This window comes from Paracoccus tibetensis (assembly GCF_900102505.1).
GTDB lineage: Bacteria > Pseudomonadota > Alphaproteobacteria > Rhodobacterales > Rhodobacteraceae > Paracoccus > Paracoccus tibetensis.
In genome coordinates this window covers 20,198-45,711 of the sequence record NZ_FMVT01000001.1, presented here as the reverse complement: position 1 = coordinate 45,711, position 25,514 = coordinate 20,198, and the positions used below count along the sequence as shown (strand labels likewise).

Genomic DNA, 25,514 nt, shown 5'->3' with positions numbered 1-25,514 from the left:
TGTGCTTAGGCGGCGGACCTATAAGACCACCGATCCTGCGAGACATCCCGAACATGAAGCGTCGCCAATTCCTCAATGCCGCAACGGCACTGGCTGCCGGAGGGGCGTTCGTCGCCCGCCCGGCCGAGGCCCAGGTCACGGCTCAGGCCACGGCCCCGGTTCAGGCCAATGCCGCCCCCGAGTTCATCGGCCCCGCCCTGCCGCGCCCCTTCGGCTTCGAGGACGTGGCCGCGCTGGCGGCCGAGCGTGCCGGCCGCGTCTACCAGCAGCCGATCTCGGAACTGGTCGGCAGCTTCGCGAACCTCAACTACGACCAGTACCGGGCGATCCGCTTCCGCCGCGACCGCGACCCCTGGGCCGGCTCGGACCGCTTCGGCATCGACCTGCTGTCGCCCGGCATGATCTACTACGAGCCGGTCAACATCAGCATCCTCGAGGCCGGCGTGCCGCGGGCGCTGCGCTTCGATCCCTCGATGCTGGAATTCGATCCCTCGCATTTCCCGGACGGCGCCGACCTTCAGACGGTCGGCGACATGGGCTGGTCGGGCTTCCGCATCCGCACCCGGCTGAACCGTCCCGACCGGATGGACGAGTTCCTGGTCTTCCAGGGCGCCAGCTACTTCCGCGCCGTGGCGCGCGGCACGCTCTACGGCCTCTCGGCCCGCGGCCTCGCGATCAAGACCGGCAGCCCGGACGGCGAGGAATTCCCGCTCTTCACCGATTTCTGGATCGCCGAGCCCGCCGCGGGCGAGGAGGCCGTGCGGATCTACGCCATCCTCGACAGCAAGTCGGTCGCCGGCGCCTTCCAGTTCGACGTGACCCCCGGCACCCAGACCATGGTCCGCACCTACATGGCGCTGTTCCCGCGCGTCGACCTGCGCGAGACGGGCATCGCGCCGCTCACCTCGATGTTCTGGTTCAGCCCCGCGAGCCGGCGCGCGGTGGACGACTACCGCCCCGCCTGCCACGACAGCGACGGGTTGCAGATGCACACGGGCGCGGGCCAGGCCCTCTGGCGCGGGCTGATGGCGCCGCGGCAGCTTCAGATCTCGTCCTTCGTGGACGAGAACCCGCGCGGCTTCGGCCTGATCCAGCGCGCCCGCGACTTCGGCACCTACCAGGACGCCGAGGCGATGTATCACCTGCGCCCCTCGGCCTGGATCGAGCCCGAGGGCGAATGGGGCGCGGGCGAGGTGCGGCTGGTGGAGATCCCGGTCGAGAACGAGTTCAACGACAACATCGTCAGCTACTGGGTCCCGAAGGAGCCGATGCTGCGCGGCATGCGCCACGACTTCGCCTATCGGCTCAGCTTCGCCGCCCTGCCCCCGGCCGAGATGCCGCTGGCGCGCGTCCGGCAGGTCCGCTCGGGCCGCTCGATCAATGTCGAGACGACGCGCAGCTACATCATCGACTTCGACCTCGAGATGTTCCGCGAGACGCTGCCGCAGCTCCGCGTGACGACCTCGGCCGGCACGATCGTGCATGCCTATCTGAAGCCCCTGGTCGATCGGGACGTGCTGCGCCTCGCCTTCGAGTTCGACCCCGAGCGCGCGCCCTTGGCCGAGCTGCAGGCGGTGCTGACCGACGATGAGGGCGCCGCGCTCAGCGAGACCTGGCTGACGCGCTGGACCGCATGAACAGCCTGTCCCCTCTGCCCGCCGGCGCCGGCGCCCTGGCCGTCCCGCCCGAGGCGCCGCTGCCGATGCCGGTGCAGGATTTCCGCGCCCCGCCCGCCGGCGGCCCCGCCCGCCGCCTCAGCCCGCTGCGGGTCTGGCTGGCACGGCTTGTCGCCTTCGGCGGGACCGCCGCCATCGCCGTCATCGGCTTCTGGCAGATGCTGGAGACCTTCGGCGAGCCGACGCCGCTTCAAATCGCCTTCCTCGTCCTGTTCGCGCCGACCTTTGCCTGGGTGGGCTTTTCCTTCTGCGCCACGCTGGCCGGCCTCTTCGCGCCGCGTCTGACCACGCCCGCGGCGCCCGGCCACGCGCGGGTCGCGGTGGCGATGCCGGTCTATCACGAGGACGCGGCCGCCAGCCTCGGCCTTCTGGTCGCGCTGGCGCGCGAGCTGGCGGCCGAGGGGATGGCCGAGCGGGCCGAGATCTTCGTGCTGTCGGACAGCCGCGACGCCGCCTTCGCGGTGAACGAGACGCTGGCCGTCGCCGCCGCGCGCGAGATGTCACCGCTGCCCATCTGGTATCGCCGCCGCACGACCAACGAGGATCGCAAGTCCGGCAACATCGCCGATTTCCTGCGCCGGTGGGGCGGGCGCTACGACCAGGTCGTGGTGCTGGACGCCGACAGCATCCTGTCGGGCGCCACGATCCGCGCCCTCTCGGCGCGGATGGAGGCCGATCCCGAGCTGGGCCTGATCCAGACCATGCCGATGCTGGTCGGGGGCGAGACGATCTTCGCGCGCCTGACGCAGTTCGCCGGCCGGGTCTACGGCCCGATGATCGCGCGCGGCGTGTCGGCCTGGTCCGGGGATACCGGCAACTACTGGGGCCACAACGCCATCATCCGCACCCGCGCCTTCGCGGCCGCCTGCGGGTTGCCGCGCCTGACCGGGCGCCCGCCCTTCGGCGGCACGATCCTCAGCCACGACTTCGTCGAGGCCGCCGCGCTCTGCCGCGCCGGCTGGAAGGTGCGGCTGGACCATGACCTGCGCGGCAGCTTCGAGGGCTGCCCGCCCACCCTTCTGGACATGGCCGTGCGCGAGCGGCGGTGGGCGCAGGGGAACCTGCAGCACCTGCGGCTGCTGTCCATGCGCGGCATCCGCGGCATCAGCCGGGCGCATTTCCTGATCGGCGTGATGGGCTTTCTGATGAGCCCGATCTGGCTGGCGCTGATCCTCGTCGGCCTCGCGCTCTCGGCCACGGTGCTGCTGTCGACGCCGGAATACTTCCCGAACGCCTATCAGCTTTTCCCCGCCTGGCCGGTCTTCGACAGCCGCCGGATGCTGTGGCTCTTCGTCGCCGCGATGGGGCTCTTGCTGCTGCCGAAGTTCATCGCGACCTTCCGCGCCTGGTGGCGCCCCCTGGCGAAGAATTCGGGCGGGCGCGTGCGCATCTTCGCCAGCGCCCTCTTCGAGACGGTCCTCTCGGCCCTGATCGCGCCGGTGCAGATGCTGGTCCAGACCCGCCAGATCCTCGAGATCCTGCAGGGCCGCGACAGCGGCTGGAACGCGCAGGTCCGCGCCGGGCACATGCCGGGCTGGAGCACCGTGCTGCGCCACCACTGGTCGCATGTCGCCCTGGGCGTCGCGACGCTTCTGGTGCTGTGGCGCTTCTCGCCCGTACAGCTGATCTGGCTGACCCCGATCCTCGCCGGCCTGATCCTGGCCCCGCTGACCACGCGCCTCTCGGCCAGCCCGCTCTTCGGGCGGTGGGCGCGGATGCGCGGCCTCCTGGTCACGCCCGAGGAGCGCGAGCCGCCCGCGATCCTGACCGAGGCCGCCGCCATCGCCCGCCACCTGCCCGCGGGCGTCGCGGGGCGCGAGGGGCTGCTGCGGCTCGGCCATGATGCGGCGCTGATGCAGCGCCATGTCTCGGTCCTGCCCGCCGAGCCGCAGGACCTGCCCGTCGCGCTGCGCCTCTCGCGCGTCACCGCCGCCGCCAAGATCGCCCATGCCGCCAGCCGCGCCGAGGCGCTGGACTACCTGGACGCCGCCGAGACCGACGCGCTGGTCGCCGACCCCGCGCTTCTGGCCAGCTGGGCCGCGCTGCCGGCATGAACCGCCTCGTCTGGCTGGACATGCTGCGCGGCTACGCGCTGGTCAGCATCATGGTCAACCACATGCCCATCTCGGTCATGCGGGGGGCGACGCTGCCCAACTTCTCGATCTTCGACGCCTCCGAGCTGTTCGTGCTGCTCTCGGGCTTTCTCGTCGGCCTGGTCTGGCGCGGCATCGAGGCGCGCGAGGGCCGGCGGATCGCGCAGCGCCGCTTCGCCCGCCGCGCCTTCGAGGTCTGGCGCGCCATGATCCTGGCCGCGCTGCTGATGGCCCTGCTGTCCGCGGCGCTTCTGGCGCTCGGCTTCAAGCACACGGCCATCTGGAACCAGTACGCGGCCTGGGTCATCGACAACCCGCTCGGCTATGCGGGCGCGGTGGCAAGCCTGTGGCTGCAGCCCAACATCGTGGACGTGCTGGCCGTCTACGTCATCCTGATCGCGCTGGCGCCGCTGATCGTGCCGCTGATGCTGCGCTGGCCGTTTGCCGTGGCGGCTACCTCGGTCCTCGTCTGGTGGTTCGGCCCGCAGCTGAACGCGCTGATCCCGAACCACCGCAACCAGGGCGGGCTGCTCTTCAACCCCTTCGGCTGGCAGATGCTGTTCTACAGCGGCGTCGCCCTCGGCCTCTTCCGCGCGCAGCTGATGGCCCGGCTGCTGCCTTGGCGCCGCCCCGTCACGCTGCTCGCCGTGCTGATGTTCGCCTTCGGCTGCACGATCGTCATCGCCGCCCGCATCGGCGAGCCTGCCCTGCCCCTGCGCGAGGCGCTGAAGCTGGTCTATGGCAGCATCGACAAGTGGAGCCTCGACGGCACGCGCTACCTCGCCATCATGGCCGCGGCCTGGCTGGTCGCGGTTCCGCTGGCGCCGGCGATGGACCGGCTGGCGCGGACGAAGCCGGGGGTCTGGCTGCAGCAGATCGGGCGCGGCGGGCTGTGGTCCTTCACTGCCTGCGTGCTGCTGTCGGTCCTCGGCGACGCGCTGCAGATGAACCCGCCCGACCAGCCGGTCGCGGCGCGGCTGGCCGTGGACCTGTGGTGCTGCGCCGCGCTGTGGTGGCTCTCGGTCATGTGGCTGCGACATGGCGATCCGTGGCGGCGCGCGCGCAAGGCGCGGCGGCCGGTGGACGCGGCCGGCACCGCGACGCCATGAAACTTGTTCCGGCCCGCGCCATCGGCTAAGCGGACGCTCACATGCACCGGAGGAGGAGCCGACGTGCTGGACCTGACCGCCCTGCGGGCCGAGCTTGCCGCCCATTACGATCTGGCGCCCTCGGTCGCCCTGGCCGAGGAGATGGCGGATCTTCACGCCCGCATGGGCCGCGCCGTGCCCTTCCCGGACTGGGCCATCGCCGCGCCCTACGTCGCCGCGATCAACCGCCTCAAGGCCGAGCGCGGCGCCGTCGTGTTGGCGCATAACTACATGACGCCCGACATCTATCACGGCATCGCCGACGTGGTGGGCGACAGCCTGCAGCTGGCAATCGAGGCGAGCCGCGTGGAGGCCGGGGTGATCGTGCAATGCGGCGTGCATTTCATGGCCGAGACCTCGAAGATCCTGAACCCGGCCAAGACCGTCCTCATGCCCGACATGGAGGCCGGCTGCTCGCTGGCCGAAAGCATCACCGCCGAGGGGATCGCGCAGATGCGGGCGCGCTATCCCGGCGCGAAGGTCGTCAGCTACGTCAACACCACCGCCGAGGTGAAGGCGGCGTCCGACATCTGCTGCACCTCCTCGAACGCGGCGCAGATCGTGGCGGCCATGCCCGGCGACACGGTCATCATGACGCCCGACAAGTGGCTGGCGCAGAACGTCGCCAAACTGGTGCCGCAGAAGCGCATCGTCTGGTGGGACGGGGCCTGCATCGTGCACGAGCGCTTCACCCCGCAGGACCTGCGCGACTTTCGCGACTGGCATCCGGGGCTGCAGATCATCGCCCATCCCGAATGCCCGCCCGATGTCGTGGCCGAGGCCGATTTCGCCGGTTCGACCGCGCATATCATCGACTTCGTGGGCCGGACGCGGCCGGAAAAGGCGATGCTGGTCACGGAATGCTCGATGGCCGCGAATATCGCGGACGCGCATCCCGAGGTCGAGTTCCTCGGGCCCTGCAACATGTGCCCCTACATGAAGAAGATCACGCTGGAAAAGGTGCTCTGGTCGCTGCACTCCATGACCGGGCAGGTCGAGGTTGACCCCGCCATCGCCGCGCCCGCGCGGCTGGCGGTCGAGCGGATGATCGACCTCTCGCGCAAGCTGGCGGCCTGATCCGGTGACCGAGACGGGGCGCGTGGTCATCGTCGGCGCGGGCCTCGGAGCGCTCTATGCCGCGCTGGTGCTGGTGCCGCGGCCGGTGCTGATGATTTCGCCCGATCCCTTGGGCCAGGGCGCCAGCTCGGCCTGGGCGCAGGGGGGCGTCGCCGCCGCGATGGCCGCGCCCGACAGCGCCGGCTGCCATGCCGCCGACACGATCCGCGCCGGCGCCGGCACCGTCGATCCCGCCATCGCCGCGCTGGTGACCGAGGAGGCGCGGGCCCATATCCTCGAGCTGATGCGGCTCGGCGCGCCCTTCGACCGCGATGCGTCGGGCGGCTTCGTCCTCTCGCGCGAGGCGGCGCACAGCTTCGCCCGCGTGGTCCGGGTCAAAGGCGATCAGGCCGGGGCCGAGATCATGCGCGCCCTCGTCGCGGCCGTGCGCGCCGCTCCCTCGGTGCAGGTGCTCGAGGGGTGGGTGGCGACGGGGCTGTGTCGCGACGCGGGGCGGGTCAGCGGCCTGCGGCTGGCGCGCGCGGCAGGCTCGGCCGAGATCGCGCTGGCCGCGCCTGCCGTCCTGATCGCGGGCGGCGGGTCCGGGGGGCTCTTTGCGGTGACGACCAACCCGCCGCGCATCCGGGGCGAGGCCGTCGGCATGGCCGCCCGCGCCGGCGCGGTGATCGCGGATGCCGAGTTCGTCCAGTTCCACCCGACCGCCATCGCCAGCGGCGCGGACCCCGCCCCTCTGGCGACCGAGGCGCTGCGGGGCGAGGGCGCGCGGCTGATCGACGCCGCCGGCCGCCGCTTCATGCGGGACCTGCATTCCGATGCCGAGCTGGCCCCGCGCGACATCGTGGCCCGCGCTGTCTATGCCGAGACGCAGGCGGGCCGCGCCCCCGCGCTGGATTGCCGGATGGTGCCCGACCTCACGACGCGCTTTCCCGCCGTCGCCGCAGCCTGCGCCCGCGCGGGCATCGACCCGGCGCGCCAGCCGATCCCGGTCGCGGCCGCCGCGCATTACCACATGGGCGGGATCGCGACCGACCGCGAGGGGCGTGCCAGCCTGCCCGGCCTCTGGGCCTGCGGCGAGGCGGCCTCGACGGGGCTTCACGGCGCGAACCGGCTGGCGTCCAACGGGCTTCTCGAGGCGCTGGTCTTCGCCCGCCGCGCCGCGCTGTCCATCGCGGCCGAGACGGCGGCGGGGGATGCTGCGCCGGTCAACCTGCCCCGGCCCACTGCGGTGCCGCTGCCCGATCCGGCGCTGATCGTCCGCCTGCGCCGCGCGATGACGGCCGGCGCCGGCGTGCTGCGCGACGCCTCCGGCCTGTCCCGCGCGCTGCGCGAGATCGCGGACGTCGAGGCCGAGGCGGCCGGTCAGCCGCAACTCCTGAACATGACCGCCACCGCCACGCTGATCTGCGCCGCCGCCCTCGCCCGCCGCGAAAGCCGCGGCGCCCATGCCCGCACCGACCATCCCGCGACATCGCCCGAAGCGGCCCGCAGCCGCATGACCCTGACCGAGGCCGCGCTGCTGCGCGCGGCAGACGCACACCAACCGGAGCCGACATGATCCCGCCCCTGCCCGACATGATCCTGGAGCCCCTGGTCCGCGCCGCGCTGGTCGAGGACCTCGGCACCAACGGCGATGTCACCACGCGGACCGTCATCCCCGCCGGCACCCGCTACTCGGCCCGCATCCGCGCCCGCGAGCCGGGCGTCGCCTCGGGGATGCAGCTCGCCGCGATCGCTTTCCGCCTGATCGAGCCCGGCTTGCGGCTCGAGGTATCCCATCCCGACGGCAGCGCCTTCGCCGCCGGCGACACGCTGGCGGTGATCGAGGGCGAGGCCGCCGCGATCCTCTCGGCCGAGCGGGTGGCCCTGAACTTCGCCGGCCGCATGTCAGGCATTGCCACGCAGACGGCAGCCTTCGTCGCGCAGACGGCGGGGACCGCGGCGCGGATCACCTGCACGCGCAAGACGACCCCGGTCTGCGGCTGGTGGAAAAGCAGGCGGTGCTGCATGGCGGCGGCTTCAGCCACCGGGTCTCGCTGTCCGACGCGATCCTGATCAAGGACAACCACATCGCCGCCGCCGGGGGCATCCGCCCGGTGCTGCAGGCGGTCAAGGCGCGCGCCTCGCACATGATGCGCGTCGAGATCGAGGTGGACCGGCTGGACCAGCTGGCCGAGGTGCTGGACGAGGGCGGCGCGGACGTGGTGCTTCTGGACAACATGGACACCGGCACCCTGCGCGAGGCGGTGTCCATGGCCGCGGGCCAGGTGGTGCTGGAAGCGTCGGGAAACATGCGGCTCGAGCGGATCGCCGAGGTGGCGGCGACCGGGGTTGGCTACATCTCGGTCGGCGCGCTCACCCATTCCGCCCGCACGCTGGACCTGGGGCTCGACTTCTAGCGGGTGAGCCAGGCGGTCTCGTCGTTCTCCTGCCAGCCACTGCGGTGCAGCAGCGGCGTGTCGTCCTGGAACTCGGGCCAGCCGATGCAGAGCCAGGCGACGAAATGCCAGTCCTCGGGCACTTCCAGAAGCGCCTCGATCCTCGCCGGATCGAGAATCGAGACCATGCCCACGCCCAGGTTCTGCGCCCGTGCCGCCAGCCACAGCGCGAAGACCGCCATGCTGACCGACTGCTCCAGCGTCGCCGGCATCGTCTGGCGGCCAAGCCCGTGGCCCTGCGCGGGATCGGCCGCGCAGAAGATCGCCAGCTGCACCGGCGCATGATCCAAGCCGGCCAGCTTCAACGCCTGGTAGCTGTCGCGCCGCTCATTGTCATATCCGGCGGCGGCGGCCTCGTTGCAGCGCAGAAAGTCGTCGCGCACGTCGGCCCGCAGCCGCGCATCCTCGACGCGGATGACCCGCCAGGGGCGCGAATTGCCGACCGAGGGCGCCAAGGTCATCGCCTGTTCGAGCCGCGCGATCAGCGGCTCGGGCACGGGGTCGGGCCGGAAATGGCGGACATCGCGCCGCCAGCGCAGCAGCGTGATCAGCCGCTCGACATCCGCCGCCTGAAACTCCATGCCTGCCTCCCGCCGCCCCCTGGTGACCATGCCGCGCCGGGCGGGCGCGATGCAAGCCGTCGCGGGGCGAGAGGCGGCCGGCTTCAGCCCGCGTCGGCCATGTCGCGCGCGATCTGCGCGTGCTGGACGACCGTCCATTCCTCGTGCTCGATCCGCCGGTAGACTGAGGTGCAGGCCGCGCGGAAGCGCGTGTCGCCCTTGTGGGCATCGACCTCGTAGCCGACGACGATCAGCCCCTCCTGCGGGCGCGAGATGCTGCGGTTCGAGAAGCTGACCTCGTCCCATTCCGGCGTGCCGGTCACGGCCTCGACGGCCGCCTCGCCCTGGAACAGGTAGGGCGCATGGCTCAGGGCCATGATGCATTCCGGATCGACGCGCTCGTGATAGCGCTCTTCCGAGGCTTTCCAGAGACCCGTCTCGAAGTTCCACACGCGATCATCATCCATTGGCCTGTCCTCATCTTGGCCTTGCTCAACCGAAAGCCGCTGATGCGGTTCCCTCGCCGCCCGTGCCCCTGCCCCCGCCGGAACCATTGCCGCAGCGCTGCGTCTTCTTCCCGGTCAGCAACGAGCGCAGCATGGCATCCGTCACCCACCCGCCGATCCTCGGCCGCCCCCTCCCCTGCCCCGCCATCCGAGAGGTCGTCGTCGCGGTCCCCGTGCGGAACGAGGCGCTCCGCCTGCCGAAACTGCTTGCCGCGCTGGCCGTTGCTGCGGCTGCAAGCCCCGTGCCGGTCACGGTGCTGATCCTCGCGAACAACTGCACGGATGACAGCGCGGCCATCGCCGCGGCCTTCGCCTATCCGGCCCTGCGCGTCGAGATCGCGTGCCGGCAGCTTGCCGATCCGACCGCGGGTCTGGCCCGGCGGCTTGCCTGCGACATGGCGACGCGGGACGGCGCGCTGATCATGACCACGGATGCGGACGGCGTGCCGCATCGCGACTGGATCGTCAGCGCCCTGGCCGCGGCAGAGGCCGGGGCCGAGGTCGTCTGCGGCCGCATCCGCGCGGACCTGCGCCGCGCCCTCTTGACGCCCTGCGCGCGCCGGGTGGCGCAGCTCGAGACCGCCTATAGCCGCCTGCTGCACGAGACGCGCCATGCGATCGAGCATCTGCGCGGCCGTGGCCGCACCGCCCAGCCCCATTACACCGAGGCCGGGGCCTCGCTGGCGATCCGCGCCGACAGCTACCTGAGGATCGGCGGGATGCCCGACGTCCGCTCCAGCGAGGACCGCGCGCTCGTCCACCGGGCCGAGCAGAACGGGCTGAGGATCGACTACGTGCCGCAGATGATGGTCACCGTCTCGGCGCGGCTGCGGGGCCGGGCCGAGGGCGGCATGGCCGAGACGCTGCGCCGGCGCCTGGCCGAGCCGGACCCGCTGGTGGACCAGGCGATGCTGCCGCTGCCGGTGATCCGCCGCCTCTGGGATGACGCCGTGGCCGGCAGGGGCGATCCCTATCCAAGCCGGGCCGCGTCGGGCGACTGGAGGCGGCTGCGCGCCTCGGACCTCGAGGCCACCCTGCCGCATCTGCGGGCCTTCGTGCTGTCGGATGTGCGCCCGCTGATCCAGGGCGCGGTGGCCGCGTGAGCCGCGTCGCGCATGCCGTCCGGCTGGTGGCCGAGGCGCCGGGCGACGGCGCGGACGGCCCCCCGGGCGCAGCCCTCGCCGCCGCGCTTCGTGCGGGCGGCCTGTTGGAGGTCGAGCTGAGCACGCTTGATCTGTTCGAGGCGCTGACCGGCATCGGCGCGGCCAGCCTGTCGGCCGGGCGCATCTTCGAGGGCCATGTCAACGCGCGCAAGCTGCTGGACCTCTATGGTAGCCCCCGCCCCGGCCTTGGCGGGATCTGGGGCGCCGACGGCCCGGACCCGGTGCGAGTGGACGGCGACAGGCTTGCCGGGCAGAAGCTGTTTGCCAGCGGCGCGGACGTGCTGGACCATGTCCTCGTCTCGGCGCGCCGCGAGGAAGGTCTGCAGCTCTTCCTCATCGACAGGCGGCGCCTGGCCGGGCGGCTGTTCCCGGGCGAGTGGCATGTCGCGGGGATGAAGGCCACCGCCTCGGGGCGCTGCGATCTGGACGGTCTCCCGCTGGCCGATGCCGAAGCCGTCGGCGGGCCGGGCGACTACCTGCGCGAGCCGCATTTCCAGGGCGGCGTCTGGCGCTACGGCGCGGTGCAACTGGGCGCGATGCGGCGGCTGACCGCCATCACCGCCGCCCAGCTGCGCCGCCGCGGGCACGAGGCCGCGCCCCTGCAGGCTATGCGGCTGCGGCGGATGGTGACCGCCTGCGAGACGGCGCGGCTGTGGCTGTGGCAGGCGGCCGAAACCGTCGAGGCACCGGGCGCCGGGCCCGAGGCGGCCGAGGCTTCGATCCTCGCCCGGCTTGTGACGGCCGAGGCCGCGGTCGAGGTGCTGAACCGCATGGACGAGGCGCTCGGCGCGTCCTCCTTCGCCACGGGGCACCCTGCCGAGCGCATCCGCCGCGATCTTGGCTTCTACATCCGGCAGGCGAACCCGGACCAGCTGGCCCTGGACGCGATGGCGCGGATCATGGCCGATCCGGACCGCGCCGCGCGGTGGATCGGATGAGCGGGTTCCTCGCCGCCCCGATGCCTTGGATGTCCGTGCCCGAGCTGTTGCAGGGCCGGCCGCTGGTGGTGATCGCGCCGCATCCGGACGACGAGACGCTCGGCTGCGGCGCCCTTGTCTTCGACGCGGTGGCGGCGGGCGTCGCGACCTCGGTCATCTGCGTGACGGATGGCAGCCGCTCGCATCCCGGCTCGGCCAGCCACCCGCCCGCGCGCCTCACAACATTGCGCCGGCGCGAGATGGAGGCGGCGACCGCCACCCTCGGGGCGACGCTGCACTGGCTGGGCCATCCCGACTGCGCGGTGGACGAGACCGCGGACATCGGCCCGCTGATCCCGCAGGGCGCGCTGGTGCTGGCCAGCTGGGAGGGCGATCCCCATTGCGACCACGAGAGCGTCGCCCGGATGGCGAAAGCGGCCCTGCGGCCGGACCTGGCGCTGGCCTTCTACCCGGTCTGGGGCCGCTTCGGCGACCGGCAGGCCGAGGGCGCCCGCCGTCTGCGCGCCTCGCCCGAAGCCCGGGCCGCCAAGGCCCGCGCCCTCGCCTGCCACGCCAGCCAGATGACCCGCCTCATCGCCGACGACCCGTCGGGGTTCGTGATGGAGGATTGGCGGCAGGCCCATTTCCTCGAGCATCCGGAGATCATCATTGCCGCGCCCTGAGGTCATCGCCCATCTGAACCGGCTCTATGACGACAGCGACGATCCCTGGGATCACCGCGCCAGCCCCTATGAGGCGGAGAAGTACCGCCGCACGCTGGAGGCGGTCGGCCCCGGTCCCTTCGCGCATGCGCTGGAGATCGGCTGCGGCATTGGCGAGCTGTCGCGCCGTCTGGCACCGCGCTGCCGTCGGCTGACGATGATGGACTGCATCCCCAAGGCCGTCCGCGCCGCGCGCACGGCCGTGGCCGGCCTGGATCATGTCGAGGTTCTTCTGGGCGCCGCGCCGCAGGAGCTTCCTCCCGTCCGCCCCGACCTGATCCTGCTGTCCGAGGTGCTGTATTTCCTGACCCCGAGCGAGATCGAGAGCCTCGCTGCATGGATCACCCAGGCCGGCACGGGCACCGTCGTCGCGGTCAACTGGACCGGGCCGACGGATGAGGAGCTGACCGGCACCGCCGCCGTGGCCGAGCTGGCGCGCCACCTGCCGTTGACCGAGACCCGGAGCTTCGCCGGCTTCCGCATCGACCGGTTCGCGCCCCGCACCGGCTCGGGCTGAAAGCGCCCCGCGCGACCTAACTTTTGTTGGCGCGGGCGGAACAAGAGAATGAAGCACGTCATTCATTTCGGTGACACCCTGAAAGGATCTGCCGTGGACCGATACACGCCCTATGCCCTTGTGGTGGACGACGACCCGATCATCCGCATGGACGCGCGCGCGATCCTGAAGGATGCCGGCTTCAGATGTTTCGAGGCCGCCACGCCCGAGCAGGCGTTCGACATCCTTGATCGGTCCGGTAAAAGCATCCGGCTGCTCTTCAGCGACGTCAACATGCCGCCAAGCGATCTGACCGGCTTCGATCTGGCCCATCGCTGCGCGCGCGACTGGCCCGAGATCAGCATCCTCATCGCCTCGGGCGGGGTCACGCCCGAACCCGGCGACATGCCCGAGAAGGCCGAGTTCATCACCAAGCCCTTCAGCGCCGATGTCGTGCGCGAGCACCTGCGCAGACTGCTGCCCGACGGCCGCCAGCCCACCCCGCTGCGGGAGCAGGCGTCCTCCGACTGACCGCGGACCGCCTGCTTTCTCAGCGGGGGCGGCCGCCCCGCCGATGGTCGCAGGATGAAGATGCCACGGAACGCCTGCGGACGAAGGGGGTTTGGCTAGGTCGCGCGGGCACGACGCCGGGCGCCAAGCAAGAGGACAAGCGACATGTCGAGCATCAGCCACGGGCGGGGACAGGGCGGAGAGACGCAGCAGAGGGGCGGCGAGGCGCTGACCACCAACCACGGCGTGCCCATCTCGGACAACCAGAACAGCCTCAAGGCCGGCGCGCGCGGGCCGGTGCTGCTGGAGGACTTCGTCCTGCGCGAGAAGATCTTCCACTTCGACCACGAGCGCATTCCCGAGCGGATCGTCCACGCCCGCGGCTCGGGCGCGCATGGCTATTTCGAATGCACCGACCCGATCCCCGAGTTGACGCGCGCCGGGGTGCTGGCCAAGGCGGGCCGGACCGAGGTCTTCGTGCGCTTCTCGACCGTCGCCGGCGGGGCGGGCAGCGTCGACACACCGCGCGACGTGCGCGGCTTCGCGGTCAAGTTCTACACGGACGAGGGCAACTGGGACCTCGTTGGCAACAACATTCCCGTCTTCTTCATCCAGGACGCGCTGAAGTTCCCCGACCTGGTCCACGCCGTGAAGATGGAGGCCGATCGCGGCTATCCGCAGGCCGCCAGCGCGCATGACACGTTCTGGGACTTCGTCTCGCTGATGCCGGAATCCATGCACATGATCATGTGGACCATGTCGGACCGTACGATCCCGCGCAGCCTGCGGATGATCGAGGGCTTTGGCGTGCACACCTTCCGCCTTGTCAACGACGAGGGCCGCTCGACCTTCGTCAAGTTCCACTGGAAGCCGAAGCTGGGCCTGCAAAGCCAGGTCTGGAACGAGGCGGTGAAGACCGCCGGCGCCGATCCCGACTACCACCGCCGCGACCTGTGGGAGGCGATCGATTCGGGCGACTTCCCCGAATGGGAGCTGGGCATCCAGACCTTCGACGCCGAATGGGCCGCCGCCCAGCCCTATGACGTGCTGGATGCGACAAAGCTCATCCCCGAGGAGGACATCCCCGTCCGCATCGTCGGCCGCATGGTGCTGGACCGCAACCCCGACAACTTCTTCGCCGAGACCGAGCAGGTGGCCTTCCTGCCCTCGAACGTCGTGCCCGGCATCGACTTCACCGAGGACCCGCTGCTGCAGGGCCGCCTCTTCAGCTATCTAGACACGCAGAAGTCGCGGCTCGGGACGACGAACTTCCACCAGATCCCGGTGAACGCGCCGAAATGCCCGATGCACAACTTCCAGCGCGACGGGATGATGCAGATGGCCGTGCCGCGGGGGCGCGCCAATTACGAGCCGAACAGCCTGGCCGAGGCGGGCGAGGATCCCGGACCCCGCGCCTCGGACAAGGGCTTTGCGACCTACCGGCACATGACCGAACTCGGCAACGAGCCAAGCGAGAAGCTGCGCGTGCGGCCCGAAAGCTTTGCCGATCACTACAGCCAGGCGCGGCTCTTCTACCGCAGCCAGACCGAGGTCGAGCAGCGCCACATGGCCGACGCGATGGTCTTCGAGCTGTCCAAGGTTTCCCTGCCGCATGTGGTGGACCGCGTGCTGTCGCATCTGCGCGTGATCGACGAGGACCTCGCCGAGGAAGTCGCCGAGGGGCTGGCCGAGAGCCTGCCGGACGCGGCCGAGCCGGCAAAGGCGCCGGTGACGATGAAGCCCTCGGACGCGCTCTCGATCGGCAAGCGGGCGCATTACAGCCTGAAGGGCCGGAAGGTCGGCATCCTCATCGGCGACGCGCCCGATCAGGACCGGCTGGCCGCGGTCGTTGCCGCGTTGAACGAGGCCGGCGCGAAGGCCGTGCTGATCCACAAGCAGCGCGGCAAGGCCGACGAGCAGCTGGCCGGGCAGCCTTCGGTCTTCTTCGACGCCGTCGCGCTGGCGATGTCGGCCGAGGACGCAGGCATGCTGGCCCGCTACAAGCCCGCCATCGACTTCGTCTCGGACGCCTTCGCCCATTGCAAGGCCATCGGCGCGGACGAGACGGCGGCCGCGCTTCTGGACGCCGCGGGGGTCAAGCGCGACGCGGGCGTGGTGCCGCTCGAGGCGGCGGGCTTCGCCGAGGCCGCCTCGCGCCGCTACTACGACCGGGAAGAGGCGCTCTGGTAACGCACGCGGTTGTAACGCACCACGGGGGGGCGCCGGGTCAGGCGCCCTTCCAAAACGGGTCCAGCAGCAGAACCGCGGTCGTGCCGCCGATCAGGACGGCCATCGCGCGATGGACAAGTCGCACGTGGCGCGGCCGGCGCAGCAGCCGCTGCAGGCGGCAGGCCAGCAGGATATAGGCCCCGAAGACGAGGCCGGGCGCGACCGCCGTCACCGCGGCCGCGCCGAGGATGGTGGGCCAGCCGCCGTTCCCGCCGTGAAGGCCGGCGGGCAGCAGCGTCACGAAGAAGAGAAGGCTCAGCGGACTGGCCACGCCCGCGGCAAAACCCGCCGCGACATCCCCGGCCTCCGAGGCACTGCGGCGCGGATGCCGCTCTGCCGTCACCGGGATCGGGGCGGTGTTCCACATCTGCAGCACCACCGTGACGAGGTATCCGACGAAGATGATCTTGGCCGCCAGCAGCGGCGCGCCCGGAAGCCCCAGCCAGAGCACGAGGCCGCTGGTCACCGCGGCCAGCGTCGCGAGCTTGCCCAGGATCACGCCGCCCGCGAAACATGCGGCGCCGCGCCGGTGTCCCGACAGCGCCCGCGCCATCAGGATCGCGACGACCGGGCCGGGCGCGGCCGCGACCAGCCCGAGCGCGAGGGCATAGGTGAGAAGCTGCATGGCGCGGCCTCCGGACAGCACGCACGGGTGGCTAGAGCCGCGCGGCGCGGGTGGACCGCTCGCCGCAGCTCCAGCGGTCGACCTGCCACTCGGGATAAGCGGCCTGCCAGCGGGCGACCTCGGACTGGCCCGACATCATGCAGGTCAGCAGCGACACCTCGGCGGGATCGTAGAGCTTCGAGAACTCGCGGCATTGATCCTGCAGGCAGGCGATGATGAGAAGTTCCAGCACGGCGCGTCTCCTTGTCATGAAGGGGAAAGAAGGGGGCCGGCGCGTCAGGCGGCGCGCAGGCGAGACAGCATCAGGTCGGCGCGCAGCCACAGCGCGTAGCAGACCAGCAAGGTGGCCTGCTGCGTGAGGACCGCGGCCGGGGCGTCGCCCGCCAGAAGGCCCGCACCGACCCCGATCAGGGCCGGCAGCCGGCTGGCGACGACGGCGAGGCGGAACGGATCAAAGGCCGGCAGGCCCCCGAGCCGCAGGATCAGGCTGGCGTCCGGGCGCAGGGCGCTGCCGAGCTTTCCGCCGAGGAGCAGCAGCGTCGATGCGATCCCGAGGGCGGCGTTCCCGATCAGCACCAGCGAGACGCACAGAAAGATTGCCGCCACCGCCGACAGCCCGTCGCCAAGGCGGATCGCCCCGATCGACGGCCCGCCCGGCTGCCGCCAGGCGCGGAAATAGGCCTCGCCGCTAACGAAGAAGATCAGCATCGCGACCGAGATCGCGGTGGCCGACGGGCTGCCGATCAGGAACTCGCGGATCGCCGGCAGCAAGCCGCCCGGCGCCTCGGCGCCTTGGCCTGCGCGGATGGCCAGCGCCGCCGAGACGGTGAAGGCCAGGATGTTGCCGATGTTGTAGTAGCCGCCCGGCCCCTGCATCCGCCGCACCAGCCCTTCGGGCAGGGCGCGGCGTCGCGCCGGGCGCAGGTCGGGGGCAATGATTGTCTCTTCGCTCATGTCGCTCTCCCGTGTTGGCCGCGCGCAGGCGGCTCGCCTTTGGCATCGGGGGGGGGCGCCGCCGGCAGGGCGCCGGCGACGGGGACGCTTGGGAATGAGGGCGAGAGACCCGGCCGCTTCCGCCGGCGGCCCTCTGCCATGGGCTGCGGCGGCGGAAGCGCGGTTGCGGGCCGAACCAAAGGCGGCGGGTCGGTGCCGACCGGAAAAACCGTCAACCACCACGCAAGATGCACCGTCCCGCACGCCGTCGATCGAAGGCCGCGCACCCGGTCGCGCACATCAGGAGCAACTGTGGCCGATCACCGGGTCGTTCTTCGCCTTCGCGGCCCGGTTATCATCCGGTCCGCGAATCAAGTTGTGCCATGCCGGCGTGAAAGCGGCGTGAGAGCGGCGTGAAAACCTCAGAGGCCCGAGCGGGTGACGCCCAGAAGCCCCATGCGCCGCAGCGTCAGCACCGGGTAGTCGGGACTGGCCATCAGGGCGAGGCTGAAATCGGGCTCGGCGCGGCGCAGGGCGGCCAGCGCATCGGCCGCGCCGGCCTCGTCGCCGCGGTGAAAGCGCAGGGCGGCCAGCGCGCGCAGCGCCGGGCGGCATTCCGGCGCATGGGCGAGGGCCGCGGCCGCCGCGGCCTCGGCCTCGGCAAGGCGCCCAAGGCGCAGCTGCGCCACCATCAGGCGCAGCCGCCAGCTGGGCTGGCCCAGCATCGCCATCGGCCCGGCATCGGCTTTGACGATGGTCATCAGCGCATCCCGGTCGCGGCCGGCATCGTTCAGCGCCTGCGACAGCGCCAGATGCGACATGTCATGGCCCGGCGACAGGCGGCAGGCCAGCCGCGCCAGGTCCAGCGCCGCCGCCACCTCGCCGCGCAAGGACTTCAACAGGGCAAAGGTCGATAGCACGATGGGATCGGTCGGCGCGGCCTCGAGGGACTGGCGGCAGAAGGCCTCGGCCTCGTCGGCGAGGCTGCGGGGGTCGGCGCCCTGCCGCTCGATGATCAGCGTGTAGCGCAGGAAGGCCTGCAGCGCGCGGGGCACCGCGCCCTCGGCCTGCTGCAACCTGCGGTCCGCGGCCAGCAGGCGGCGGCGCGAGAAGGTGAAGAGATCGGGGACCGGATAGCGCAGCCCGCCGCCCGCCCCGCTCTGGCGCGCCGCCTGGATCATCGCCGCCGCCAGGACGCTGCCGAGCCGCCGCATGTCGGGCAGGCCGGGCGCAAGCGCATCGCTCTGCGCCCAGAGCTGCGCCCCCGTCCCGAGATCGCGCAGCGCCGTCATCATCAGCGCCCGCTCGCCCTGCCCGCCAAGGCACCAGCTCTCGACCAGCAGCCCCTCGCCGCCGTCGGGCGCACGGATGATCCGGGCGGGGATCAGCGGGGCGGCGCGGGCCGCGGCCTCCTGCAGCACGATCTCGGCCAGCATCCGGGCCTGCGCCCCCTCGCCCCGCGGCTCGCAGAGGACCAGCGCGGCAAGCTCCGGCACCGGCACGCGGTCCTCGAGCGCGAGGCGCATGTCGCGCAGCCAGTCCTCGAATTCGGGATCGTCGATCTCGAGGCCCTGGGCGAACTCGGCCACCTGCCCCGCAAGCCCGGCGCGCGGCCGCAGGTCCACCTCGACCGCCGCGGGATCCAGCCCCACCCACCCGTCGCCGCCGACCAGCGCGCCCTCCAGCGCCTGGCGCAGCTCGCGCAGGGCCTGGCGCAGGCTGGCCGAACTCTGGACCGGCGGGCTGAGGCTCCACAGCCGGTCCTGAAGCTGCGCGCGCGCCATGCGCAGGCCGGGCGCGGTGCCCAGAAGCGCCAGCATCCCGCGCGCCTTGCGGCCACGCGGCGTCACGTCCCTGCCCTCGGCAGTGACGAGGTTGACCGGGCCCATGAGCCGCAGCCGATGGCGCATCACCGAAGGCTCCTGATGAATGCTCGCGCGCATGTTACCATAGCTCACGCGAATCGAGGCGTGGAACGCGCCCGTGCAGAGGGAAGATCCGATGTCCTTCTCGAACGCCCAAAATGCGCAGAACGCGCAAAATGCCCAGAACGCGCAGAATGCCCAGGCCGAGGGCGCGGGCGGCGTCAGCGCCATGATGGCCCAGGCCCTGCTGGTGGCGCGCGAGGCGCTGGCCCCCATGACCGAGGTCGCCGTCACCGCGCCCGGCGCACCGCAGGCGGACCTTGCCGCGCGGCTGCGGCGGATCGAGCCGCATTTCGCGGTCGCCGCGCTTCTGTCCGAAGCGACCGAGGGGCTGCGGATCGCGGCCACGGCCGAGGCGCTGGTGATCGAGGCGCCAGGCGGGCGGCTGGTCAGGATCGCGCCGCCGGACGCGGAGCGCTTGCAGGACGAGGTGCAGCTGGTCGCCGGCTATGCCGATCTGCGCGCCGAGCGCATGGCCGAGATCCTCTGCCAGACCGATCAGGTCCTGCCCTTCTTCTCGTCGATCCTGCCCATCGCGCCGCGCTGGACGCCCTGCACCCTGCTTCTGGCCTCGGCCGCGCTGGATCTGGCGACGGTGCTCGTCCAGCGCGCGAAGCTGGGCTTCGCGCTGCCGCGCCCGCATGTGCTGTCGCCCGACATCCAGCCGATCATCCCTTGCCCCGGCCATTCAACCTTCCCGAGCGGGCACGCGACGCAGGCCTTCGCGCTTGCGGGCGTGCTCGCGGCCCTCAGCGGCGCCGCCTCGCCCGCCCTTGGCAGCCAGCTGGACCGCGCGGCGGCGCGGATCGCGACGAACCGGACGGTGGCGGGGCTGCACTTCCCGTCGGACAGCGCGGCGGGGGCGGCGCTCGGACTGGCCGCCGCCCGCTGGCTGGTCGCGCGGGCGACCGGCGGCACGGCGCCCGACATCACCTTCGACGGGGCGCAGTGGGGCGAGGATGCGGCCGCAGGCTCGCGCGACTTCCACCTGCCGGCGTTCTGGGCCGCATGGGAGGCGCAGAACTGCCTGACCCATGCCGAAGGCGGCGCCGCCGAGAAGGCGCCGCTTCTCGCCGCGACCTGGTCCGCCGCGCATGACGAATGGGAGGGGCGATGGGGCTGACGCCGCTCATCTGGCAGCCCGCCCCGCAAGCTCATCTGACGCGGGACGACGACTGGCCGCTGGTGGATGACCTCGTGAAGGGCATGCAGCTTGCCGTGGGGGACCCCGAACGCGCGGCCCGGCTTGAGGCGCTGCAGGCGCTGATCGACGCGGCGTTCAACCCATGATCATCAAGCAATCCCTCGAGCTGTTCACCGCGATCCTCGACAGCATCCCGGCGCTGCTGCCCGCGCAGGCACTGGCGGTGAAGGGCGCGCCGGTGGCGGAAGAGGGGCCATTCCTCGACCCCGCGGCCCATCCGCCAGATGCGGGCCAGGCCGCCATCGTCGCGGTCATAGATTACGCCATCCCCTTCGCGCATCCCCTCTTCACGACGTCCGAAGGCCACAGCCGCGTCGCCTCGATCTGGCTGATGGAGGCCGCGCGGGCCGAGCGCCGCGCCGACATCGCCTTTGGCCGGGAACTGCGCGGCCCGCAGATCGACGCGCTGCGGCGGGCGGGCGATCCCGATGCCGCCTATCGCGCCTGCGGGCTGATGCAGCCGGGCGGCGTCTTCCAGATGGCCCATGCCGCCAGCCACGGCGCGGCGGTCGCGGCGCTGGCGGCGGGGCATGATCCGCGACAGGGGCGCGGGCGCGACTTCCCCATGCTGGCCGTCTCGCTGCCCAGAAGCGTGCTGGCCGAGACGACGGGCAGCCTGTCGGGCCTTTTCATCCAGGCGGCCGTGGTCTTCGTCATCGCCCGCGCCCGCGCGCTTGCCCGCGAGATGTCCAGGGTGGCGGGCCGTAAGGTGGCACCGCCGCTGGTCGTGAACCTCTCGCTCGGCGTGACGGCGGGGGCGGATGACGGAAGCGCGCTGCTGTCGCGCCTGCAGGACGCGGTCACGAAGATCAGGAAGTGGGAGCTGGGGCCGATCTTCTTCGTCGTACCGACCGGCAACAGCCGGCAGGCCCGGCTGCGGGCGAAGCTGCAGCAAGGCGGCAGCATCGGCTGGCGCATCCCGCCCGCCGATCCGACCCTGAACGCGCTCGAGATCTGGGGGGCGGCCGGAGAGCCCGCGCCGCGCCTTGCCCTTTCCACGCCCGACGGAAGGCAAATCGCCGTGCCGCTGGACCAGACGGGTCAGGGCGTGGTCGAGGACGGCCGGGGCGCCCGGCTGGCGCGGGTCGTCCTTCAGCGCCGGGGCGGCGACGCGGGGCGGGCCTGCCTGACGGTCATCGTGCCGCCGACGCTGCCGGAGGCCGGCAAGGCCGCGCCGCCCGGCCTCTGGAAGCTGCACCTGACCGAGGCAGGTGCCTCGGGCTGCGACCTCTTCATCCACCGCGACGACCGGCTTTCGGGCTTTCGCGGGCAGGGCCTGCAATCCTCGTTCGTCCATGCCGACCACGCCCCGCGCACTGCGTCGGGGCGCTGGCCCGAGCGCGACAGCCCGCCCCTCGGCCCCATCCGCCGGAACGGCACCGCCAGCCTTCACGCACGGGGCGCGCAGCAGATCCGCGTCGGCGCGACGCTCGCATGGCCGCCGGGACGGCTCAGCGCCTATACCGGGCTTCTTTCGAATGGCGACGGGGGCGACATCACCGCGCCGGCCGATGCAAGCAGCAACGTCTTCGGCATGACCCTGCCCGGCATCGCGCCCGCCGCGTGCCAGCGCCTGAGCGGCACGAGCCTTTCGGCCCCACAGGCGACGCGCTGGCTGGCGGAGGCCCTGGCGGACGGCGCGGATGCGAGAAGCCGCGCCGATGTCGTCAACCTGCTCGCCGCCGCAACGCCGCCGCCCGATCTGGGCCTGCCGGATCTGCCTTGGCGCTGCGGCTTTCCCCTGGACCCAGGTCGGGCGGACGTCACGCGGCGATGAACTCGCGCACGAACTCGGTCGCGGGCTTTGCGCGGATGTCCTGCGGCTTGCCGATCTGCTCGATGCGGCCCATGGACATGACGACGACCAGATCGGCCAGCTCCATCGCCTCTTCCTGGTCGTGGGTGACGAAGACGGTGGTCAGGCCGGTCTCGTCGTGGATGTCGCGCAGGCCTTGGCGCAGTTCCTTGCGCACCTTGGCGTCGAGGGCGCCGAACGGCTCGTCCAAGAGCAGCATGCGCGGCTCGATGGCAAGGGCGCGGGCCAGCGCCACGCGCTGGCGCTGACCGCCCGAGAGCTGGGTGGGGTAGCGATCGCCGATATGGGGCAGCTGGATAAGGTCCAGCAGCTTCAGGACGCGGCGGTCGATCTCGGCCTTGTTGGGGCGCGCGGCGCGGGGGCGCGCCCTGAGGCCGTAGGCGATGTTCTCGAAGACCGTCATGTGCCGGAAGAGCGCGTAGCTTTGGAACACGAGGCCCGCCCGCCGTTCCTGCACGGTCATGCCGGTCGCGTCCTGGCCGTTGAAGAGCACCCGGCCCGAGGTCGGGAACTCGAGGCCCCCGAGGATGCGCAGGAGCGTCGTCTTGCCCGAGCCCGAGGGCCCCAGCAGCGCGACCAGCGCCCCCGAGGGGATGGCGAGGGACACGGGATGCAGCGCGGTAGTGGCACCGAACTCCTTGGCGATCTCGTCGATGTCGATATGCATGGAGGGGCTCCTCAATGGCGGCGGGTGGCGGCGAGCTGGTCGGCGTGACGCAGCTCCAGCACGGTTTTCAGCATCAGGGTCAGGAGGGCGAAGCCCGTCAGGAGCGCGGCCATCGAGAAGGCCGCGACCGAGAGATATTCGTTGTAGAACATCTCGATGGTGATCGGCATGGTCGCGGTCTGGCCGCGGATCTTGCCGGACACGACGGCGACGGCGCCGAACTCGCCCATCGCGCGGGCGGTGCAGAGGAGCGTGCCGTAAAGCAGCGCCCACCGGATGTTCGGCAGCGTCACCGTGCGGAACACCCGCCAGCCCGAGGCGCCGAGGGTCAGCGCGGCCTCTTCCTCGGAGCGGCCCTGCTCGATCATCACGGGGATCAGCTCGCGCGCGACGAAGGGGAAGGTCACGAAGACGGTGGCCAGCACGATGCCGGGCACGGCGAAGACGATGGGAAAGCCGTTCGCGACCAGCCAGGCCCCCATGGCCGAGTTCGCCCCGAACAGCAGCACGATGCAGAGGCCGGCGACCACCGGGCTGACGCTGAACGGCAGGTCGATCAGGGTGATGAGGAAGGCCTTGCCGCGGAAGTCGAACTTGGTGATGAACCAGGCCGCCGCGATGCCGAAGATCGCGTTCATCGGCACCGCGATGGCGGTGATCAGCAGCGTCAGCCGGATTGCGGCCTGCGCGTCGCGGCTTTGCAGGCTTTGGACGGCCGCGCCCCAGCCCCGCACCAGCGCCTCGGCGAAGACGGCGACCAGCGGCGCGCCGACCAGCAGGAGAAGCCCGCCGACGGCGATCAGGATCAGGGCAATGCGGGCAGGCGCGCTTTCCTCGGTGGCCGAGCGGAAGCGGCGCTTGCCCGGATGGGCCGTGCGGTGGAGGTTCAGGGCGGCGTCAGACATGACCGATCCTCCGGCGAGACCAGATCTGGATGAGGTTGATCGCCAAGAGCATCGCGAAGCTGATGACCAGCATGGCGATGCCGATCGCGGCGGCGGCGTTGTAGTTGTATTCCTCGAGCTGGATCACGATCAGCAGCGGCGCGATCTCGGTCCTGAGGGGAATGTTGCCGGCGATGAAGATGACCGAGCCGTATTCCCCGACCGCGCGGGCCAGCGAGAGGGCGAAGCCCGTCAGCGCGGCCGGCATCAGCATCGGCAGGATGACGTGGCGCATCGTGTGGGCGCGGCTGGCGCCGAGCGTGGCGCTGGCTTCCTCGACCTCGGACTCGATCTCCTCGATCACCGGCTGGACGGTGCGGGTGACGAAGGGCAGGCCTACGAAGACCAGCGCCAGCCAGATGCCCCACTGGGTATAGGCGATCTTCCAGCCGATCTCGCCGGCGAGGCTGCCGAGAACGCCGTTCGGGGCGTAGAGCGCGGTCAGGGCGATGCCGGCCACCGCCGTCGGCAGGGCGAAGGGCAGGTCCACCGCCGCGTCGATGATGCGCTTGCCGGGGAAGCGGTAGCGCACCAGCACCCACGCAAGGATCACCCCGAAGACGAGGTTGAAGAGCGCCGCCAGGAAGGACAGGCGGAAGGACAGCCACAGCGCGGCCCATGTGCGGGGGCGGTTCACCACCTCCCAGATGCCGGCGGCGCCGAAGCTGGCGCCCTTGGCCAGCAGCGCGCCGATGGGCAGGATGACGACGAGCGACAGCATGAACAGCGTGATCCCGGCCGAAAGGCCGAGACCGGGGATCGCCGTGCGCTGGATGAGAGGGGCGCGGGTGGCCATCAGCGTGTCACCGTGCCACGTAGATCTGGTCGAAGATCCCGCCATCGCCGAAGTGCTCGGGCTGCAGCGTGGCCCATCCGCCAAGATCGTCGATGGAGACCAGCTCCAGCTCGGGGAAGCGGGCGACGTCCTCGGGATCGGCCGCGCTGTCGTCCCATGCCCGGTAGAAGTGCTTGAAGGCCAGCGCCTGCCCCTCGGGCGTGTAGAGATAGTTCAGATAGGCCTCGGCCAAGGCGCGCTGCGCGTCATCGGCGATGTTGCCCTCGACCAGCGCGACCGGCGGCTCGGCCAGGATCGAGAGGCTGGGCACCACGATGTCGAACTGGTCCTCGCCCAGCTCCTCCAGCGCCAGATAGGCCTCGTTCTCCCAGGCCAAGAGCACGTCGCCGATGCCGCGCTGCGCGAAGGTCGTGGTCGAGCCGCGCGCGCCGGTGTCCAGCACCGGGACATTGGCGAAGAGCTGGCCGACGAACTCCTGCGGGTCGCGGCCGTTCTTCTCGGCCCAGGCCCAGGCCGCGAGGTAGTTCCAGCGCGCCCCTCCGCTGGTCTTGGGGTTCGGCGTGATGACCTCGACGCCCTCGTTCACCAGATCGCCCCAGTCCTGGATGCCCTTGGGGTTCCCGTCGCGCACGAGGAAGACGATGGTCGAGGTATAGGGGCTGGAATTGTGCGGCAGCTTCGACTGCCAGTCGGCGGGCAGCTTGCCGGTATCCTCGGCGATGCGGTCGATGTCGCCGGCCAAAGCCAGCGTGACGACCTGCGCGTTCAGCCCGTCGATCACCGCCCGCGCCTGTGCGCCCGAGCCGCCATGGCTGGTCTCGATCGTGGGGGCCGGGTTGCCCTGCGCCTCCCAATGGGCGGCGAAGGCCTCGTTGAACTCGCGATAAAGCTCGCGCGTGGGGTCGTAGCTGACGTTCAGCAGGCTCTGGGCCTGGGCGGCGGGGGCCAGCAGGATCAGGGCGAGGGCGGCGGGGCGGAGGAACATGGGCGGGTCCTTGTGAGGGGCGGCTTGTGAGGGGCGGGGGAGGATCGGGGCGCTGCCCCCGCAGATGTCCGGGTGACGGTGACGGGG

The 25,514-nt window shown here is 71.6% G+C and carries 24 protein-coding genes and 1 pseudogene; 15 read left to right on the top strand and 10 right to left on the bottom strand.

Annotated features, from left to right (window positions below; translation table 11 throughout):
* Nucleotides 1–53 precede the first annotated feature (53 nt).
* The 6 genes and pseudogenes from BLP73_RS00230 to nadC all read left to right on the top strand — a co-directional run bounded on the left by BLP73_RS00230 (nt 54) and on the right by nadC (nt 8,390).
* Entirely contained in the window at nt 54–1,637 is a 1,584-nt protein-coding gene (locus BLP73_RS00230; protein ID WP_090739498.1) for an OpgD/OpgG family glucan biosynthesis protein, read from the top strand.
* Entirely contained in the window at nt 1,634–3,730 is a 2,097-nt protein-coding gene (gene mdoH, locus BLP73_RS00225; RefSeq protein WP_090739496.1) for a glucans biosynthesis glucosyltransferase MdoH, read from the top strand. Before BLP73_RS00230 ends, mdoH begins: the two co-directional genes overlap by 4 nt.
* Nucleotides 3,727–4,878 (top strand): OpgC domain-containing protein, encoded by a 1,152-nt coding sequence (opgC, locus tag BLP73_RS00220; RefSeq protein ID WP_090739494.1) that lies wholly within the window; start codon nt 3,727–3,729, stop codon nt 4,876–4,878. Before mdoH ends, opgC begins: the two co-directional genes overlap by 4 nt.
* 63 nt (nt 4,879–4,941) lie before the next feature.
* Nucleotides 4,942–5,994, top strand: coding sequence for a quinolinate synthase NadA (nadA, locus tag BLP73_RS00215; RefSeq protein ID WP_090739492.1), 1,053 nt, complete (start codon nt 4,942–4,944; stop codon nt 5,992–5,994).
* A gap of 4 nt (nt 5,995–5,998) precedes the next feature.
* Nucleotides 5,999–7,549: an L-aspartate oxidase gene (locus tag BLP73_RS00210; RefSeq protein ID WP_090739490.1), complete on the top strand. Its 1,551-nt coding sequence runs from the start codon at nt 5,999–6,001 to the stop codon at nt 7,547–7,549.
* Nucleotides 7,546–8,390 (top strand): annotated as a pseudogene (gene nadC / locus BLP73_RS00205) (carboxylating nicotinate-nucleotide diphosphorylase). The gene BLP73_RS00210 and the pseudogene nadC overlap by 4 nt, the downstream one beginning before the upstream one ends.
* Here the strand turns inward: nadC and bluB are convergent.
* On the bottom strand, nt 8,387–9,010 hold the full coding sequence (gene bluB, locus BLP73_RS00200) for a 5,6-dimethylbenzimidazole synthase (RefSeq protein WP_090739488.1): 624 nt from the start codon (nt 9,008–9,010) through the stop codon (nt 8,387–8,389). The pseudogene nadC and the gene bluB sit on opposite strands and share 4 nt — an antisense overlap.
* Nucleotides 9,011–9,093: 83 nt before the next feature.
* Nucleotides 9,094–9,456 carry a DUF4440 domain-containing protein gene (locus BLP73_RS00195; protein ID WP_090739486.1) on the bottom strand — a complete coding sequence of 121 codons (363 nt, stop codon included), beginning with the start codon at nt 9,454–9,456 and terminating at the stop codon, nt 9,094–9,096.
* 131 nt (nt 9,457–9,587) lie between these two features.
* On the opposite strand from BLP73_RS00195, the gene BLP73_RS00190 reads away from it, so the two are divergent.
* The 6 genes from BLP73_RS00190 to BLP73_RS00165 all read left to right on the top strand — a co-directional run bounded on the left by BLP73_RS00190 (nt 9,588) and on the right by BLP73_RS00165 (nt 15,493).
* Entirely contained in the window at nt 9,588–10,598 is a 1,011-nt protein-coding gene (locus BLP73_RS00190) for a glycosyltransferase family 2 protein (RefSeq protein ID WP_139165850.1), read from the top strand.
* Nucleotides 10,595–11,596, top strand: a complete 1,002-nt coding sequence (locus BLP73_RS00185) for an acyl-CoA dehydrogenase family protein (protein WP_090739484.1) — start codon at nt 10,595–10,597, stop codon at nt 11,594–11,596. The genes BLP73_RS00190 and BLP73_RS00185 overlap by 4 nt, the downstream gene beginning before the upstream one ends.
* Nucleotides 11,593–12,258 carry a PIG-L deacetylase family protein gene (locus BLP73_RS00180; protein WP_090739483.1) on the top strand — a complete coding sequence of 222 codons (666 nt, stop codon included), beginning with the start codon at nt 11,593–11,595 and terminating at the stop codon, nt 12,256–12,258. Before BLP73_RS00185 ends, BLP73_RS00180 begins: the two co-directional genes overlap by 4 nt.
* Entirely contained in the window at nt 12,245–12,814 is a 570-nt protein-coding gene (locus BLP73_RS00175) for an SAM-dependent methyltransferase (protein ID WP_175453176.1), read from the top strand. Before BLP73_RS00180 ends, BLP73_RS00175 begins: the two co-directional genes overlap by 14 nt.
* Before the next feature lie 93 nt (nt 12,815–12,907).
* On the top strand, nt 12,908–13,324 hold the full coding sequence (locus BLP73_RS00170) for a response regulator (RefSeq protein ID WP_245686480.1): 417 nt from the start codon (nt 12,908–12,910) through the stop codon (nt 13,322–13,324).
* Nucleotides 13,325–13,468: 144 nt separating this feature from the next.
* Nucleotides 13,469–15,493, top strand: a complete 2,025-nt coding sequence (locus BLP73_RS00165; RefSeq protein ID WP_090739480.1) for a catalase — start codon at nt 13,469–13,471, stop codon at nt 15,491–15,493.
* Nucleotides 15,494–15,530: 37 nt separating this feature from the next.
* Here the strand turns inward: BLP73_RS00165 and BLP73_RS00160 are convergent, their stop codons facing one another.
* The 4 genes from BLP73_RS00160 to BLP73_RS00145 all read right to left on the bottom strand — a co-directional run bounded on the left by BLP73_RS00160 (nt 15,531) and on the right by BLP73_RS00145 (nt 19,000).
* Nucleotides 15,531–16,157, bottom strand: a complete 627-nt coding sequence (locus BLP73_RS00160) for a LysE family translocator (protein ID WP_090739479.1) — start codon at nt 16,155–16,157, stop codon at nt 15,531–15,533.
* Between the two features lie 31 nt (nt 16,158–16,188).
* Nucleotides 16,189–16,389, bottom strand: coding sequence for a hypothetical protein (locus BLP73_RS00155; protein WP_090739478.1), 201 nt, complete (start codon nt 16,387–16,389; stop codon nt 16,189–16,191).
* A 44-nt stretch (nt 16,390–16,433) separates the two neighbouring features.
* Nucleotides 16,434–17,111, bottom strand: coding sequence for a hypothetical protein (locus BLP73_RS00150; RefSeq protein WP_090739477.1), 678 nt, complete (start codon nt 17,109–17,111; stop codon nt 16,434–16,436).
* A 401-nt stretch (nt 17,112–17,512) separates the two neighbouring features.
* Nucleotides 17,513–19,000, bottom strand: coding sequence for an AfsR/SARP family transcriptional regulator (locus BLP73_RS00145; protein ID WP_090739476.1), 1,488 nt, complete (start codon nt 18,998–19,000; stop codon nt 17,513–17,515).
* Between the two features lie 91 nt (nt 19,001–19,091).
* Here BLP73_RS00145 and BLP73_RS00140 point away from each other — a divergent pair, with 91 nt between their 5' ends.
* From BLP73_RS00140 to BLP73_RS00135, 3 genes are read left to right on the top strand one after another with little or no spacing between them, the layout of a single operon-like run.
* Nucleotides 19,092–20,138 (top strand): phosphatase PAP2 family protein, encoded by a 1,047-nt coding sequence (locus BLP73_RS00140; protein ID WP_090739475.1) that lies wholly within the window; start codon nt 19,092–19,094, stop codon nt 20,136–20,138.
* Nucleotides 20,129–20,305 carry a hypothetical protein gene (locus BLP73_RS18870; RefSeq protein ID WP_175453175.1) on the top strand — a complete coding sequence of 59 codons (177 nt, stop codon included), beginning with the start codon at nt 20,129–20,131 and terminating at the stop codon, nt 20,303–20,305. The genes BLP73_RS00140 and BLP73_RS18870 overlap by 10 nt, the downstream gene beginning before the upstream one ends.
* Nucleotides 20,302–21,996, top strand: coding sequence for a S8/S53 family peptidase (locus tag BLP73_RS00135; protein ID WP_090739474.1), 1,695 nt, complete (start codon nt 20,302–20,304; stop codon nt 21,994–21,996). Before BLP73_RS18870 ends, BLP73_RS00135 begins: the two co-directional genes overlap by 4 nt.
* Here the strand turns inward: BLP73_RS00135 and BLP73_RS00130 are convergent.
* Genes BLP73_RS00130 through BLP73_RS00115 form a run of 4 tightly spaced genes read right to left on the bottom strand, consistent with a single transcriptional unit; the run spans nt 21,983 to nt 25,427 of the window.
* Complete coding sequence (locus tag BLP73_RS00130) at nt 21,983–22,702, bottom strand: sulfate/molybdate ABC transporter ATP-binding protein (RefSeq protein WP_090739473.1); 720 nt, start codon at nt 22,700–22,702, stop codon at nt 21,983–21,985. The genes BLP73_RS00135 and BLP73_RS00130 overlap by 14 nt on opposite strands.
* An 11-nt stretch (nt 22,703–22,713) precedes the next feature.
* Entirely contained in the window at nt 22,714–23,607 is an 894-nt protein-coding gene (gene cysW / locus BLP73_RS00125) for a sulfate ABC transporter permease subunit CysW (protein ID WP_090739472.1), read from the bottom strand.
* Nucleotides 23,600–24,442: a sulfate ABC transporter permease subunit CysT gene (cysT, locus tag BLP73_RS00120; RefSeq protein WP_090739471.1), complete on the bottom strand. Its 843-nt coding sequence runs from the start codon at nt 24,440–24,442 to the stop codon at nt 23,600–23,602. Before cysT ends, cysW begins: the two co-directional genes overlap by 8 nt.
* A gap of 7 nt (nt 24,443–24,449) precedes the next feature.
* On the bottom strand, nt 24,450–25,427 hold the full coding sequence (locus BLP73_RS00115) for a sulfate ABC transporter substrate-binding protein (protein ID WP_090739470.1): 978 nt from the start codon (nt 25,425–25,427) through the stop codon (nt 24,450–24,452).
* Nucleotides 25,428–25,514 lie beyond the last annotated feature (87 nt).